This window comes from Hylemonella sp. P2_B10 (assembly GCF_056404875.1).
In genome coordinates this window covers 139,264-153,397 of sequence record NZ_JBFUDE010000003.1, presented here as the reverse complement: position 1 = coordinate 153,397, position 14,134 = coordinate 139,264, and the positions used below count along the sequence as shown (strand labels likewise).

Here is a 14,134-nt window from a genome sequence, read left to right as displayed (position 1 = left end):
TACCTAAGATGACTTGAAATTAGCTTTCTTAAGCAGCGACTCGTATTGCTGCGACATCATGTAATTCTGAACCTGGGCCATGAAATCCATGGTCACCACAACAATGATCAGCAGCGAGGTCCCGCCGAAGTAGAACGGCACGTTGTACTTCAGGATCAGGAGCTCCGGCAGCAGGCACACCAGCGTGATGTAGACGGCACCTGCCATCGTCAGGCGCAGCAGGATCTTGTCGATGTACTTGGCGGTCTGGTCACCGGGACGGATGCCAGGCACAAAGGCACCGCCCTTTTTCAGGTTGTCTGCGGTCTCGCGGCTGTTGAACACCAACGCCGTGTAGAAGAAGCAGAAGAACACGATGGCCGACGCATACAGCAGCGTGTAGATGGGCTGGCCGGGCGCCAGGCTGGAGGAAATATCCTTCAGCCAGCGCATGGACTCATGGCTGCCAAACCAGTTGGCCACCGTGGCGGGCAACAGGATGATGGACGAGGCGAAGATCGGAGGGATCACACCAGCCATGTTCAGCTTCAGCGGCAGGTGCGACGACTGGCCACCATAGACCTTGTTGCCAACCTGCCGGCGCGCATAGTTCACCAATATCTTGCGTTGGCCGCGCTCCACGAACACCACGGCGAAGGTCACCAGCACCACCAGCGTCACAATGACCAGCGCGACGATGATGGACATGCCACCAGTGCGCACCAGTTCCAGCAGGCTGCCAATCGCATTGGGCAGGCCGGCCGCGATGCCGCCGAAGATCAGGATGGAGATGCCGTTGCCCAGACCGCGCTCGGTGATCTGCTCACCCAGCCACATCAGGAACATGGTGCCTGCGGTCAGCGTGCACACCGCCGTCAGCCGGAAACCAAAACCAGGCACATTGACCAGGCCGGGCGAGCTTTCCAGCGCCAGGGCGATGCCCATGGATTGGAACAGGGCCAGGCCCAGCGTGCCGTAGCGCGTGTACTGGGTGATCTTGCGCCGGCCGGCCTCGCCTTCCTTCTTCAATTGCTCGAAGGTGGGCAGCACATAGGTCAGCAGCTGCATGATGATCGACGCCGAAATGTACGGCGTGATGCCCAGCGCGAAGATCGTGAAACGCGACAGCGCGCCACCCGAGAACATGTTCATCATGCCCAGGAAGCCGCCTTCCTGGCCCTTGAAGAACTGCTGCAACTGGTCCGGGTTGATGCCTGGCACGGGGATATGCGCCCCAATGCGGTAGACGATCAACGCCAGCAACAGGAAGACCAGCCGGCGCTTCAGATCGCCGAACTTGCCGCCTGCCTTTGCAGTTTGAGCCGCGTTAGTTGCCACGTGCGTGTTCTTTCAACAAGCTTCGCTTTGGCTTAGGCGATGGAGCCGCCGGCTGCCTCGATGGCTGCCTTGGCACCTGCCGTTGCACCGATGCCGGTCAGCTTGACGGCCTTGGTCAGCGCGCCGGTCTTGACGACCTTCACGACCTTGGCAATCTGACCCACCAGGCCAGCGGCCTTCAGGGACAGCAGATCGACCTCAGCAGCGCCCAGGGCTTCCAGGGCCGCCAGGGTGACTTCAGCGTTGTACTTCAGCGATTGCGACTTGAAGCCGCGCTTGGGCAAGCGACGCTGCATGGGCATCTGACCGCCTTCGAAGCCCACCTTGTGGTAGCCACCGGCGCGCGACTTTTGACCCTTGTGGCCACGGCCGGCAGTCTTGCCCAGGCCGGAGCCGATACCGCGACCGACGCGACGCTTGGCGTGCTTGGCACCGTCAGCGTGTTGGATGTTGTTGAGTTGCATCGTCAGCCTCTTACAGCACTTTGACCAGGTAACTGATCGTGTTGATCATGCCGCGCACCTCGGGGGTGTCGACCAGCTCGCTGGTGCTGCGCAGCTTGCGCAGGCCCAGGCCACGAACCGTGGCGCGGTGCGATTCCTTGCAGCCGATGGGGCTGCGAACCAGTTGCACCGTGATTTTTTGTTGTTGCGTTGTCGTCATGTTCAGACTCCCGATCAGGCGAAGATGTCTTCGACAGACTTGCCGCGCTTGGCAGCCACTTCGCCGGGGGTGGTGGCGTGGTTGAGTGCGTCCAGCGTGGCGCGAACCATGTTGTAGGGGTTGGTGGAACCGTGGCTCTTGGCCACGATGTCCGTGATGCCCATCACTTCAAACACCGCGCGCATCGGGCCGCCGGCGATGATGCCGGTACCCTTGGGGGCCGGTGCCATCATCACGTTGGCAGCGCCGTGGTGGCCCTTCACCATGTGGTGGATGGAGCCATTCTTCAGCGACACCTTGGTCATGTTGCGGCGGGCTTCTTCCATGGCCTTCTGCACGGCAGCCGGCACTTCCTTGGATTTGCCCTTGCCCATGCCAACGCGGCCGTCGCCGTCACCGACCACGGTCAGCGCTGCGAAACCCAGGATACGGCCACCCTTGACCACCTTGGTCACGCGGTTGACCGCGATCATTTTCTCGCGCAGGCCGTCCTCGGGACCCTCGGCCCCTTTGCCCTGCATCTTTGCTTGAACTTTAGCCATCTTAGTTTCCGATCTGCTTAGAACTGCAAGCCAGCTTCGCGGGCCGCATCAGCCAGCGCCTTGACGCGGCCGTGGTACGCAAAACCTGCGCGGTCAAACGCCACTTTTTCGACACCGGCGGCCTTGGCCTTCTCGGCGATGCGCTTGCCGATCAGCTGCGCGGCGGCGGCATTGCCACCCTTGCCGGAGGCGCCCAGCGACTTGCGCACTTCGGCTTCCGCCGTCGACGCGCTGGCCAGCACCTTGGCGCCGTCGCCGGAGATGACGGCAGCGTAGATGTGCAAGTTGGTACGGTTCACCGTCAGGCGGGCCACACCCTGCGTCGCAATACGGATGCGGGTTTGGCGCGCACGGCGCAAACGCTGCTCTTTTTTGGTCAACATCATGCAGCTCCTTACTTCTTCTTGGTCTCTTTGATCGTGATCTTCTCATCCGAATAACGGATGCCCTTGCCCTTGTAGGGCTCCGGGGGACGAACAGCACGGATCTCAGCGGCGATCTGACCGACGCGCTGGCGGTCGGCACCCTTGACCACGATTTCCGTGGGCGTCGGGGTGGCGACGGTGATGCCAGCAGGCATGTCGATGTTCACCGGGTGGGAATAGCCCACCGTCAGGTTCAATTTGGCGCCTTGGGCGGCGGCCTTGTAGCCCACGCCGACCAGCGACAGCTTCTTTTCGAAGCCCTTGCTGACGCCGACCACCATGTTGTTCACCAGCTGACGCATGGTGCCGCTCATGGCATTGGCTTCGCGCGAGTCGTTGGCGGGCGCGAAGCTCAGCTTGCCGGCGTCGCTGCTCACCTTGACCAGGGCGGACTGGGCTTGCAGCAGCGTGCCGCCGGTGCCCTTGACGCTGATCTGGTCTTCCTTGATCGCCACGTCCACACCTGCGGGGACGGCGATTGGCATTTTTCCGATACGGGACATTTCAGTTACTCCTTCAATGCCGCATCAGGCCACGTAGCACAGCACTTCACCACCGACACCGGTGGCGCGCGCTTTGCGGTCGGTCATCACGCCCTGGGGCGTGGTGACGATGGCCACGCCCAGACCGTTCTGGACCTGGGGGATGGCGTCGCGGCCTTTGTACACGCGCAGGCCGGGACGGCTGACGCGCTCGATACGCTCGATCACGGGGCGACCGGCGTAGTACTTCAGGGCAATTTCCAACTCGGACTTGCCGGCTTCGGTCTTGACCTGGAAGCCGTCAATGTAGCCTTCGTCTTTCAACACCTGGGCGATCGCGATCTTCACTTTGGAAGAAGGCACGCTGACGGTGGTCTTGGCCACCATCTGCGCGTTGCGGATGCGCGTCAACAGGTCGGCAATGGGATCACTCATGCTCATGTTTAAATCTCCTGCCGCTTACCAGCTTGCCTTGGTGACACCGGGGATGTCGCCAGCAAAAGCCAATTCACGAATTTTTGCGCGTGCCAAGCCGAACTGGCGGAAGGTACCGCGCGGACGGCCGGTGATGGCGCAGCGGTTGCGCTGGCGCGTCGGGTTTGCGTTGCGCGGCAGCTTTTGCAGGCCCAGGCGGGCGGCTGCGCGCTCTTCGTCGCTGCGCTTTGCGTCGTTGGCGATTGCCTTAAATTCCGCGTGTTTCTTCGCGTACTTGGCAACCAGTTTGTCACGCTTGAGCTCGCGCTCGATCAAAGCCATTTTAGCCACGTGCCACCTCAGTTCTTGAAAGGGAAACGGAAGCCCGCGAGCAGTGCCTTGCACTCTTCGTCGGTCTTGGCCGTTGTGGTGATGCTGATATTGAGGCCGCGCAAGGCATCCACCTTGTCATACTCGATCTCAGGGAAGATGATCTGTTCTTTGACGCCGATGTTGTAGTTGCCACGGCCGTCGAACGCGCGGCCGGAAATGCCGCGGAAGTCGCGCACGCGGGGCAGGGCCACGGTGACGAAACGGTCCAGGAACTCATACATCTGCACGCCGCGCAGCGTCACCATGCAGCCAATGGCCTGGCCTTCGCGGATCTTGAAACCGGCGATGGCCTTCTTGGACTTGGTGACCACGGGCTTTTGGCCGGCGATCTTGGTCAGGTCGCCAACGGCGTTTTCCATGACCTTCTTGTCGGCGACAGCTTCGCTGACGCCCATGTTCAGCGTGATCTTGGTCAGGCGCGGCACTTGCATGGGCGACTTGTAACCAAACTTGGCGGTCAGCTCGGGAGCGACCTTTTCGCGATAGTGTTGTTGCAGACGCGCCATTTATGCCACCTTGATTTCTTCGCCGCTGGACTTGAAGACGCGCACGCGCTTGCCGTCAGCCTGCAGCTTGATGCCAACACGGTCAGCCTTGCCGGTTGCAGCATTGAAAATTGCCACGTTGGACTGGTGAATCGGCATGGCCTTTTCAACGATGCCGCCCGTGGTGCCCTTCAGGGGATTGGGCTTGGTGTGCTTCTTCACCAGGTTGATGCCCTCGACGACCACATGGGTCTCGTCCTTGCGCAGCGCAATCTTGCCGCGCTTGCCCTTGTCGCGACCGGTGATCACGATGATCTCGTCGCCTTTGCGAATCTTGTTCATGACGCGCCTCTTGGATTAAAGAACTTCGGGTGCCAGCGACACGATCTTCATGAACTTTTCGGTGCGCAGCTCGCGCGTGACCGGTCCAAAGATGCGCGTGCCGATGGGCTCGAGCTTGTTGTTGAGCAGCACGGCGGCATTGCCGTCGAACTTGACCAGCGAGCCGTCACCACGACGGATGCCCTTGGCGGTGCGCACGACGACGGCACTGTAGACCTCGCCCTTTTTGACGCGCCCACGGGGAGCCGCTTCCTTGATGCTCACCTTGATGATGTCGCCCACGCTGGCATAGCGGCGCTTGGACCCACCCAGCACCTTGATGCACAGGACGGACTTCGCGCCGGTGTTGTCGGCGACTTCTAACCGAGATTCAGTTTGGATCATGTCAAATATTCCCAACTTGCACCTGGAAGACCTCTTGCCACAGGGCAAGGAAGAAAACCAAGTCAGTCTTGGGCCTGTCGGCAACTGTGCAAACCACTCGCACAGCCTTCGTTAGGCAGAAATGCTTATCCGCTTGAAATTAAGCGAAGCCTGCTATTGTGCCAAAGAAATCCGGGGCCGTCAACAACCCCGGTTAGGGTAAACGCAAATAAAGCCGGCACAGGGCTTCGAAAGCGCGGATTTCCGGGTCTTTGCCGGTCTCGTGGGCAAGCAGGGCGCCGACCCGCTCAGTCGCCGTGGCCGCGGCCCTGGCGTCCAGGAACAGCCAGCGCGAACGCCGCGCCAGCACGTCTTCCACGGTGCGCGCGTACTCATGGCGGGCGGCAAAACGCACCATGGCCTCGCTCAGGCCGGGCAGGATGTCCTGGCGCGCGCCGGGCAGTTGTTCCACGGCCTCGGCCTCCACCCCATAGGAATGCAGGCCGGCAGGTTCACTCAAAGAATGGTGTTCCACGCCCTCCTCGCCCGCGCCGAGCAATGATAAGTTAGCAGTCACTCCCTCTTCAGGCGCCTTGATCAGGGATTTTTTGATGCACTTGGTCAGCACATCTTCGGCCATGGCGCGGTAGGTGGTCCATTTGCCGCCGGTCACCGTGACCAGGTTGCTGCGGCTGACCAGCACGGTGTGCTCGCGGCTCAGGCCCTTGGTGTTGTCGCCGTCGTCGTCCTGCGGCTTGACCAACGGGCGCAGGCCGACCCAGATGCTTTTGATGTCGTCGCGGGTCGGGGCGCGGCGCAGGTAGCGGGCCGATTCCTGCAAGATGAAGTCCAGCTCTTGCTTGAAGGCGTGGGGCTCGCGCGACAGGTCATGCCGCGGCGTGTCGGTGGTGCCCAGGATGATCTTGCCCAGCCAGGGCACGGCGAACAGCACCCGGCCGTCGGCCGTCTTGGGTACCATCAGTGCGGTGTCGCCGGGCAGGAATTCGCGGTCCACCACCACGTGCACGCCCTGGCTGGGCGCCACCATGGGTCGGGTGGGGTGACGGCCATCGTCCTTGTTGGCATCGCCATCCACCTGGCGTAGCTGGTCAACCCAGACGCCGGTGGCGTTGATGACGCAGCGGGACTGGATACGAAAGCGCTGGCCGGTTTCCACATCTTCGGCCACCAGGCCGGCCACCTTGCCGGCGTCGAACAACAGGTCGCGGGCGCAGCAGTAGTTGACCAGCAGCGCGCCGTGGGCGGCGGCGGTGCGCGCCAGCGTCAAGGCCAGGCGGGCGTCGTTGAACTGGCCGTCCCAGTACTTGACACCACCGCGCAGGCCGGCGTCGCGGGCGGTGGGCAGCAGGCTCAGCACCTGCTGGCGGTTCAGCAGCTCGGTCTTGCCCAGGCCAGCCTTGCCGGCCAGCGCGTCATAGAGTGTGAGCCCGGCGCCGTAGAACGGCGTCTCCCACCACTTATAAGAGGGCATCACAAAGGCCAGCGGCTGCGCCAGGTGCGGGGCGTTTTGCAGCAGCGTGGTGCGCTCGTGCAGGGCTTCGCGCACCAGCGCCACATTGCCCTGCGCCAGGTAGCGCACACCGCCGTGCACCAGCTTGGTGGCGCGCGAGGAGGTGCCCTTGGCGAAATCGTGCGATTCCACCAGCACCACGCTCAGGCCACGGGTGACGGCGTCCAGCGCAATGCCCAGGCCGGTGGCGCCGCCGCCGACGATGGCCACGTCATAGGCCTGCTGCTGCGCCAGCCGGCCCAGCAACTCGGCCCGGTCAGTGGGCAAGGGCCCGGCGCCGTCCAGGCTCATGCTGGGGCGCCTTGTGCCCAGTGGCGGGTGCGTTCCACCGCCTGGCGCCAGCGCACCAGCCGCTGTTCGCGCTCGGCACTGGCCATGGCGGGCTCAAAACGCCGATCTACCGCCCACTGAGCCGCCACCTCGTCGGCGCCGGACCAGAAGCCGCAGGCCAAGCCGGCCAGGTAGGCCGCGCCCAGCGCGGTGGTTTCGGTGACCTGGGGGCGCACCACCGGCACACCCAGGATGTCGGCCTGCATCTGCATCAGCAGGTTGTTACGGCTGGCGCCGCCGTCCACCCGCAGCTCGGTCAGGGCCAGGCCGGCGTCACTGGCCATGGCAGCGAACACATCGGCGCTTTGCAGCGCAATGGCCTGCAGCGCGGCGCGGGCGATGTGGGCGCGGCTGGTGCCGCGCGTCATGCCCAGCAGCGCAGCGCGGGCATGGCCGTCCCAATAGGGCGCGCCCAGGCCGGCAAAGGCAGGCACCAGGAACACGTCGCCGGTGTCGGGCACGCTGGCGGCCAGCGCCTCCACCTCGTCGGCGCTCTTGATCATCTGCAGCCCGTCGCGCAGCCACTGGATGGTGGCGCCCCCCATGAACACCGAGCCTTCCAGCGCGTAGCAGGCCTGCTGCGGCTGCAAGGCCAGCCTGTCGCTGGTGCCAGGGCGCCCCACGGCGCCGGCCGGCGCGGGCGGGCCGGCCCAGGCGACGGTGCTGAGCAGCTGGTGACGGCTGCGCACCGGCCGTGCCGCCGTGTTCATCAGCATGAAGCAGCCGGTGCCATAGGTGTTCTTGGCCATGCCGGGGCTGAAGCAGGCCTGGCCGAAGGTGGCGGCCTGCTGGTCGCCGGCCATGCCGCAGATGGCGATGGGCGCGCCCAGCAGGTCGGCCATGGTCTCGCCCAGCCGGGCGCTGGAGGGCAGCACCCGCGGCAACACCGCTGGCGGGATGTTGAAGAGCGCCAGCAGCGCGTCGTCCCAGCACAGTCGGTGGATGTCAAACAGCAGCGTGCGCGAGGCGTTGCTGGCGTCGGTGGCGTGCACACGCCCACCGGTCAGGTTCCACAGCAGCCAGCTGTCCACGGTGCCAAAGGCCAGTTCGCCGCGCTCGGCGCGGGCGCGGGCGCCGGGCACCTGGTCCAGCAGCCAGGCCAGCTTGGTGGCGGAAAAGTAGGCGTCCAGCACCAGGCCGGTCTTTTTCTGGATCAGCGCGGCCTTGCCGGCCTTGCGCAAGGCGTCGCACTGCGCGGCGGTGCGGCGGTCTTGCCAGACGATGGCGGGTGCCACCGGCTGGCCGGTCTTGCGGTCCCACAGCACCGTGGTCTCGCGCTGGTTGGTGATGCCTATGGCAGCGATGTCGGCTGCCGCCAACCCCTGCTGCGCCAGCGCCTGGCGCGCCACGGCCAGTTGAGAGTGCCAGATGTCCAGCGCGTCGTGCTCGACCCAGCCGGGCTTAGGGAAGTGCTGGGTGAATTCCTGCTGCGCCAGGCTGACCACCTTGCCCTGGCGGTCAAACACAATGGCCCGTGAACTGGTGGTGCCCTGATCCAGCGCGAGTATGTAGGAGTGCATAGCTTTGCCGGCAAGCTTAGCGCATGCCGGCGGTACAGGCTAGTGCGCCGCGGGTGCGGGCGCGTTGGGTCTACACTCTGCCCATGTCCGACACACGCATCGCCTTCATAGGTGGCGGCAACATGGCCAGCGCACTGATCGCTGGCCTGATCAAGGCCGGCCAGCCCAACCACCTGATTGACGTGGTGGAGCCCTTTGCCGAGGCCCGCGAGCGGCTGAAGCAGCACTACAACGTGGACGCCCAGGAGACGCCCGGCCCGCACCTGAACGGCGTGCAGACGGTGGTGTGGGCCATCAAGCCGCAGATCTTCAAGGAGGCGGCGCTGCAGGTGCGGTTCTACACCCGCGACGCGCTGCACCTGAGTGTGGCCGCCGGCATTCGCAGCGACAGCATGGCCCACTGGCTGAACACCCAACGCATCGTGCGTGCCATGCCCAACACGCCGGCGCTGATCGGCAAGGGCATCACCGCGCTGTATGCACGCGAGGCGGTGACACCGGCCGACCAGTACAAGGTGGAGCAGATCGTCGGCCACGTGGGCGAGTTCCTGTGGCTGGGCGCCGAGGACAGGCTGGACGCGGTGACGGCGCTGTCGGGCTCTGGCCCGGCCTACATGTATTACTTCATGGAGGCCATGACGGCCGCCGGTGCCGACATGGGGCTGCCGCGCGAGCAGGCCTACCGGCTGGCGGTGGCCACCTTCATAGGCGCCGGCGAGCTGGCCAAGGCCTCCAAGGAACCGCCTGAGATCCTGCGCCAGCGCGTCACCTCCAAGGGCGGCACCACGGCGGCAGCCATAGAATCCATGGATGACAGCAATGTGAAGGCCTTGTTCGTGCGCGCCCTGCACATGGCGGCCCAGCGCGCCAAGGAACTGGGCGATGAGTTCGGCAGCAAGTAGCGCAGTCCATCGTCAACGCCCGCCGCCAGCCACGCGTTGAAAGCCGGTAGCGGCCATCGCCCTTCAGGCGCAACGCGCCCCCACATGCCCATAAAAACAGCAGGAAACCCGATGAAAAAACTGATTGCCAGCCTCGTCAGCGCCGCCGTACTGGCCTTGCCACTGTCCACGCTGCCTGTGGAAGCTCAGGCCAAGCAGCCGTCCAGCCAACAGCCCCATGCCACCTCGGCCAAGGCCAAAGCCAAAGTCAAGAAGGTCAAGGCGAAGAAGCACGTGGCCAAGAAACGCCACGCCGCCAAGCACCATGCGAAAAAGGCCAAAGTGGCCAAGAAGAAAAAGGCCACCCGCCGCTGAAACTGCGCGCGCCAGCCGACTTTCAGATCAGGCCGCCCGCCACACCGTCTCGTAGCGCCTGGGCAAGCGCGACCTAGGGGCCGACGCGCCAAAGCCCAGGCTGCTCAGCAGGGCCATCATGGCCTTGGAGGCGGGCAGGCAGTCCGCCACCACCTGCTGCCCCGGCCGCGCATGGGCGGCCAGCGCCTGTTGCAGCATCTGGCGCCCCAGGCCCTGGCCGCGCAGCGCGGGCAACAGGGCACACATGTAGATCTCACACGCCCCGTTTGGGCCCTTGCGCAGGATGACGAAACCGGCAAACTGGCCGTGCAGCACCAGCACGCGGGCGTGGGCCCGGTGCCAGACGCCGCCGGGCAGGCGCAGCCAGCCCAGCAACAGCGTGAACAACTGCAGGCCCAGACCGGCCATGAACTGCGGCTGCAGGTACAGCGCGGTGAAGTGCCCCTGACGGCTGCCCAGCTGGACCAGGTTGAACACCGGCGCCAACTGGCGCACGCCCAGCGGCTTCAGGCGCGCCGATGTCCTGACCTGGGGCAGCTTGGACAAGCGTTGACTCCCAAACAGCAGGGCAGCGTGCGCCGTCAGGGCCGGGCGTAGCCCAGCGCGATGCCGGCAAACACCGCAAATCCCAGCCAGTGGTTGAGCCGGAAGGCGCGAAAGCAGCCGTCGCGGCTGCGGCTCCAGATCAGCCGGCCATGCCAAGCCGCCTGTGCTGCCGCTGCCACCAGCCCGGCGAGGAAGGGCCAGCTTAAGCGTTCATCGGCCAGGCAAACCCACCACAGCGCCAGGTACACGGCGTAGAACACCAGGATGGCCGGCACATCCCAGCGGCCCAGCGTGATGGCCGAGGTCTTCATGCCGATGCGCAGATCGTCGTCGCGGTCCACCATGGCGTACTCGGTGTCATAGGCCAGCACCCAGAACAGGTTGCCCACCAGCAGCGCCCAGGCCAGCGGCGGCACGTGCGACTGCACGGCGGCAAAGGCCATGGGGATGCCGAAGCTGAAGGCCACGCCCAGCACGGCCTGCGGCATGGACACAAAGCGCTTGGCATACGGGTAGACCAGCGTGACCGCCAAGGCCGCGAACGACCAGGCGATGGTGGCGGCATTGGTGGTGAGCACCAGGCCAAAGGCCGCCAGCGCCAGCACCGCGCCCACGGCCAGGGCCTCTTTGACGCTGAGCGCGCCGCTGGTGACCGGCCGCTGGGCGGTGCGCTTGACGTGGCGGTCGAAATCGCGGTCGGCGACGTCGTTGACGCAGCAGCCGGCACTGCGCATCAGGATGGTGCCCAGCGTGAACACCGCCAGCAGGTGCCAGCCGGGAAAGCCGTGCGCGGCGATCCACAGCGCGCTCAAGGACGGCCACAGCAGCAGCAGCCAGCCGGCGGGGCGGTTCCAGCGGATCAGGTCAAGGTATAGGGCCAGGCGGCCCGCAACCGGGCTGGGGGAACTCAGGGACGACATCAGGACAGGCGCACCACACCGGGCAGCTTGCAGGCGTAGATGGCGTTGCGCAGCGCGGCGATGGCTTCGTAGCGGGTGAAACTGCGGCGCCAGGCCAGCACCACGCGGCGCTTGGGCGGGTCGCCGTCGAACGGCAGGTATTTGACGTAGGCGTCTTCGCTGGCGCGCCGGCGCGGCTTGGGCTCCAGCGCATCGGCCGGCACGGACAGGCGCGGCACCAGCGTGACGCCCATGCCGGCGGCCACCATGTGCTTGATGGTCTCCAGCGACGAGCCTTCGAAGGTGCGGCGTATGCCCTCGGTGTCGCTGCTGGAAAAGCGCGCGAACTCGGGGCAGACCTCCAGCACGTGGTCACGGAAGCAGTGGCCATTGCCCAGCAGCAGCATGGTCTCCTTCTTCAGGTCGTCGGCGCTGACGTGGGTCTGCGCCGCCAGCGGGTGGTTGGCGGGCACGGCGGCGAAGAAGGGCTCGTCGTACAGCGCCGCAGTGGCCAGCCCGGTGTCGGGGAAGGGCTCGGCCAGGATGGCGCAATCCAGCTCGCCGGTGCGCAGCATCTCCAGCAGCTTGACGGTGAAATTCTCCTGCAGCACCAGCGGCATCTGCGGGCTCTTGGCGATGATCTGGCGCACCAGGTCGGGCAACAGGTAGGGGGCGATGGTGTAGATCACGCCCAGCTTCAGCGAACCGGCCAGCGGGTCCTTGCCGCGCCGCGCGATCTCCTTGATGGCGGCGGCCTGCTCCAGCACCGCCTGCGCCTGACGCACGATCTCCTCGCCCAGCGGCGTCACCGCGACCTCGTTGGCGCTGCGCTCGAACAGCTTGACTTCCAGCTCTTCTTCCAGCTTCTTCACCGCCACCGACAGCGTGGGCTGCGACACGTAGCAGGCGTCGGCGGCCTTGCCGAAATGCTTCTCGCGCGCGACGGCGACGATGTATTTCAGTTCCGTGAGGGTCATGGCACGGCTCTAGGGTAGGGTGTGGCGGCGGTCCGTGCGTCAGTGTCCGCCATCGCCCACCAGCCAGTCGGGCTTGTGGGTGTCGATGAAGCCAAACAGCGCGTCCACCACGTCGGGGTCGAACTGGGTGCCGCTGCGCGAGCGCACGTACTCGCGCACCTCGTCCATGCGCCAGGGCTGCTTGTAGGGGCGCTTGTGCAGCAGGGCGTCAAACACGTCCACCACCGCCACGATGCGCGCCGCCAGCGGGATGTCGCCCCCCTTGAGGCCGCGCGGGTAGCCATTGCCATCCACATGCTCATGGTGGCCGCCGGCAATCTGGGCGCCGTAGGACAGGTAGTTGATGCCGGCGAGCATGCTGGCCGCGCGCGTCAGCACCCGCTCACCAACAGCAGCGTGGTGGCGCATGATGTTGCGTTCGTCGCTGTCGTGCAGGCCGGGCTTGAGCAGCACGTTGTCGGGCGTGGCCACCTTGCCCACGTCGTGCAGGATGCTGGCCATGCCCACCATGGCCATGAATTCGGGCGTCAGCTCCGCGCTGAACTTGCCGCGCGCGCGCAATTCCTCGGCAATGGCTTGCGTGAGCCGGCACACCCGCATCACATGGCCGCCGGTGTCGGCGTCGCGCGACTCGGCCAGGTCGGCCAGCGCCACCACGGTGGCCTCCTGGGCCTGCTTGAGCTGGCCGTACAGGTGCAGGTTGTCAAAGGCCGCCGAGATGCGGTCGCAAAACACCGCCAGCAGGCTGCGCTGCAGCTCGTTGAGCGGCCAGGGCGGCGTCACCACCACGGCAAACTGGTGGCCCTGCTTGGTGTGCACGAACAGCACATCCACCGCCGGGTGGTACTGGCTGCCTTTCTCGGCGAAGGCCTTGGCGATCAGCCCGGACCATTCGTGGTCGTCGGGCAGGGTCTCCTGCTCACCCAGCGGGGCGTAGTTGCCGGTGGCGGCGATCACCCGGGTCTGCGGGCCATCGCCGGGGCGCTCATCGCTGAGCACGCACAGCACGCCGTCGGCGCCCACGTCCAGGATGGCACCGATCTGGTTCAGCACGCCGGAGGCGAATTCGCGCAGCGAGCGGATCTCGTACAGGTTGGCCGAGCCCTCCAGGATCTTGGCCAAGCCCTGGCGGTTGCGCTCTATGGCCAGCAGGCCGTCGTAGGCGCGCAGCGAGGCGATCACGGTGGTGAACATCTTCTGCGCCGTCAGCTCGGACTTGGCCTTGTAGTCGTTGATGTCGTAGTCGACGATCACGCTCTCTTCAGGCGCCTGGCCCGGCTGGCCGGTGCGCAGCACGATGCGCACCAGGTGGTTGCCCAGTTTGTTGCGTATGTCCTGGGCCAGCTGCAAGCCGGCCTGCTCGGTTTCCATCACCACATCCAGGAACACCAGCGCGATGTCGGGCTCGCGCGCCAGCAGGGCGTAGCCCTCGGCGCCACTGTGGGCCGACAGCAGCTCCAGCGCGCGCCCCTTGTAGCTGACGTTGCGCAGCGCGAAGCGGGTGACGGCGTGCACATCGGGCTCGTCGTCCACGATCAGCACCCGCCACGGGCGCATCTCGGGCAGCGCATCCGCCGGGCGCGCCACATCGTCTTCGAGCAGAAAATCGTCGTCCATCAGATCCGTACCGTCCGTCTTGGGTTGTCACG

Annotated in this window: 19 protein-coding genes; 2 read left to right on the top strand and 17 right to left on the bottom strand. The window is 65.4% G+C overall.

Going from position 1 to position 14,134, the window contains the following annotated elements:
• Window positions 1–3: 3 nt before the first annotated feature.
• From secY to glpK, 13 genes are all read right to left on the bottom strand, one after another.
• The gene (gene secY, locus AC1DX2_RS13205) at window positions 4–1,317 is read right to left on the bottom strand and encodes a preprotein translocase subunit SecY (RefSeq protein ID WP_477196820.1); all 1,314 of its coding nucleotides are present in this window, start codon (window positions 1,315–1,317) and stop codon (window positions 4–6) included.
• Between the two features lie 32 nt (window positions 1,318–1,349).
• Window positions 1,350–1,781, bottom strand: a complete 432-nt coding sequence (gene rplO, locus AC1DX2_RS13200) for a 50S ribosomal protein L15 (protein ID WP_477196819.1) — start codon at window positions 1,779–1,781, stop codon at window positions 1,350–1,352.
• A gap of 10 nt (window positions 1,782–1,791) precedes the next feature.
• Window positions 1,792–1,980, bottom strand: a complete 189-nt coding sequence (gene rpmD / locus AC1DX2_RS13195; protein WP_477196818.1) for a 50S ribosomal protein L30 — start codon at window positions 1,978–1,980, stop codon at window positions 1,792–1,794.
• Window positions 1,981–1,994: 14 nt separating this feature from the next.
• The gene (rpsE, locus tag AC1DX2_RS13190; protein ID WP_477196817.1) at window positions 1,995–2,522 is read right to left on the bottom strand and encodes a 30S ribosomal protein S5; all 528 of its coding nucleotides are present in this window, start codon (window positions 2,520–2,522) and stop codon (window positions 1,995–1,997) included.
• A 17-nt stretch (window positions 2,523–2,539) separates the two neighbouring features.
• The gene (gene rplR, locus AC1DX2_RS13185) at window positions 2,540–2,905 is read right to left on the bottom strand and encodes a 50S ribosomal protein L18 (RefSeq protein WP_477197680.1); all 366 of its coding nucleotides are present in this window, start codon (window positions 2,903–2,905) and stop codon (window positions 2,540–2,542) included.
• An 11-nt stretch (window positions 2,906–2,916) separates the two neighbouring features.
• Complete coding sequence (gene rplF / locus AC1DX2_RS13180) at window positions 2,917–3,450, bottom strand: 50S ribosomal protein L6 (protein WP_477196816.1); 534 nt, start codon at window positions 3,448–3,450, stop codon at window positions 2,917–2,919.
• A 24-nt stretch (window positions 3,451–3,474) separates the two neighbouring features.
• A complete protein-coding gene (gene rpsH / locus AC1DX2_RS13175) occupies window positions 3,475–3,870 on the bottom strand; it encodes a 30S ribosomal protein S8 (RefSeq protein WP_477196815.1) in 396 nt (131 codons plus the stop codon).
• 18 nt (window positions 3,871–3,888) lie between these two features.
• Window positions 3,889–4,194: a 30S ribosomal protein S14 gene (rpsN, locus tag AC1DX2_RS13170; RefSeq protein WP_477196814.1), complete on the bottom strand. Its 306-nt coding sequence runs from the start codon at window positions 4,192–4,194 to the stop codon at window positions 3,889–3,891.
• An 8-nt stretch (window positions 4,195–4,202) separates the two neighbouring features.
• Entirely contained in the window at window positions 4,203–4,742 is a 540-nt protein-coding gene (gene rplE, locus AC1DX2_RS13165; RefSeq protein ID WP_477196813.1) for a 50S ribosomal protein L5, read from the bottom strand.
• Window positions 4,743–5,063 carry a 50S ribosomal protein L24 gene (gene rplX / locus AC1DX2_RS13160; RefSeq protein WP_477196812.1) on the bottom strand — a complete coding sequence of 107 codons (321 nt, stop codon included), beginning with the start codon at window positions 5,061–5,063 and terminating at the stop codon, window positions 4,743–4,745.
• A gap of 15 nt (window positions 5,064–5,078) precedes the next feature.
• Entirely contained in the window at window positions 5,079–5,447 is a 369-nt protein-coding gene (gene rplN, locus AC1DX2_RS13155; protein ID WP_013902964.1) for a 50S ribosomal protein L14, read from the bottom strand.
• Window positions 5,448–5,640: 193 nt separating this feature from the next.
• Window positions 5,641–7,248 (bottom strand): glycerol-3-phosphate dehydrogenase/oxidase, encoded by a 1,608-nt coding sequence (locus tag AC1DX2_RS13150; RefSeq protein ID WP_477196811.1) that lies wholly within the window; start codon window positions 7,246–7,248, stop codon window positions 5,641–5,643.
• Window positions 7,245–8,807, bottom strand: coding sequence for a glycerol kinase GlpK (gene glpK / locus AC1DX2_RS13145; RefSeq protein ID WP_477196810.1), 1,563 nt, complete (start codon window positions 8,805–8,807; stop codon window positions 7,245–7,247). Before glpK ends, AC1DX2_RS13150 begins: the two co-directional genes overlap by 4 nt.
• Window positions 8,808–8,890: 83 nt before the next feature.
• On the opposite strand from glpK, the gene proC reads away from it, so the two are divergent.
• Complete coding sequence (gene proC / locus AC1DX2_RS13140; RefSeq protein WP_477196809.1) at window positions 8,891–9,709, top strand: pyrroline-5-carboxylate reductase; 819 nt, start codon at window positions 8,891–8,893, stop codon at window positions 9,707–9,709.
• Window positions 9,710–9,820: 111 nt separating this feature from the next.
• Window positions 9,821–10,063, top strand: coding sequence for a hypothetical protein (locus AC1DX2_RS13135; RefSeq protein WP_477196808.1), 243 nt, complete (start codon window positions 9,821–9,823; stop codon window positions 10,061–10,063).
• Window positions 10,064–10,090: 27 nt separating this feature from the next.
• Here AC1DX2_RS13135 and AC1DX2_RS13130 read toward each other — a convergent pair whose 3' ends face one another.
• Genes AC1DX2_RS13130 through AC1DX2_RS13115 form a run of 4 tightly spaced genes read right to left on the bottom strand, consistent with a single transcriptional unit; the run spans window position 10,091 to window position 14,102 of the window.
• A complete protein-coding gene (locus AC1DX2_RS13130; protein WP_477196807.1) occupies window positions 10,091–10,609 on the bottom strand; it encodes an N-acetyltransferase family protein in 519 nt (172 codons plus the stop codon).
• A 35-nt stretch (window positions 10,610–10,644) separates the two neighbouring features.
• Complete coding sequence (gene ubiA, locus AC1DX2_RS13125; RefSeq protein ID WP_477196806.1) at window positions 10,645–11,529, bottom strand: 4-hydroxybenzoate octaprenyltransferase; 885 nt, start codon at window positions 11,527–11,529, stop codon at window positions 10,645–10,647.
• Window positions 11,529–12,485, bottom strand: coding sequence for a LysR substrate-binding domain-containing protein (locus tag AC1DX2_RS13120; RefSeq protein WP_477196805.1), 957 nt, complete (start codon window positions 12,483–12,485; stop codon window positions 11,529–11,531). The genes ubiA and AC1DX2_RS13120 overlap by 1 nt, the downstream gene beginning before the upstream one ends.
• 39 nt (window positions 12,486–12,524) lie before the next feature.
• Complete coding sequence (locus AC1DX2_RS13115) at window positions 12,525–14,102, bottom strand: DUF3369 domain-containing protein (RefSeq protein ID WP_477196804.1); 1,578 nt, start codon at window positions 14,100–14,102, stop codon at window positions 12,525–12,527.
• Window positions 14,103–14,134: the final 32 nt, after the last annotated feature.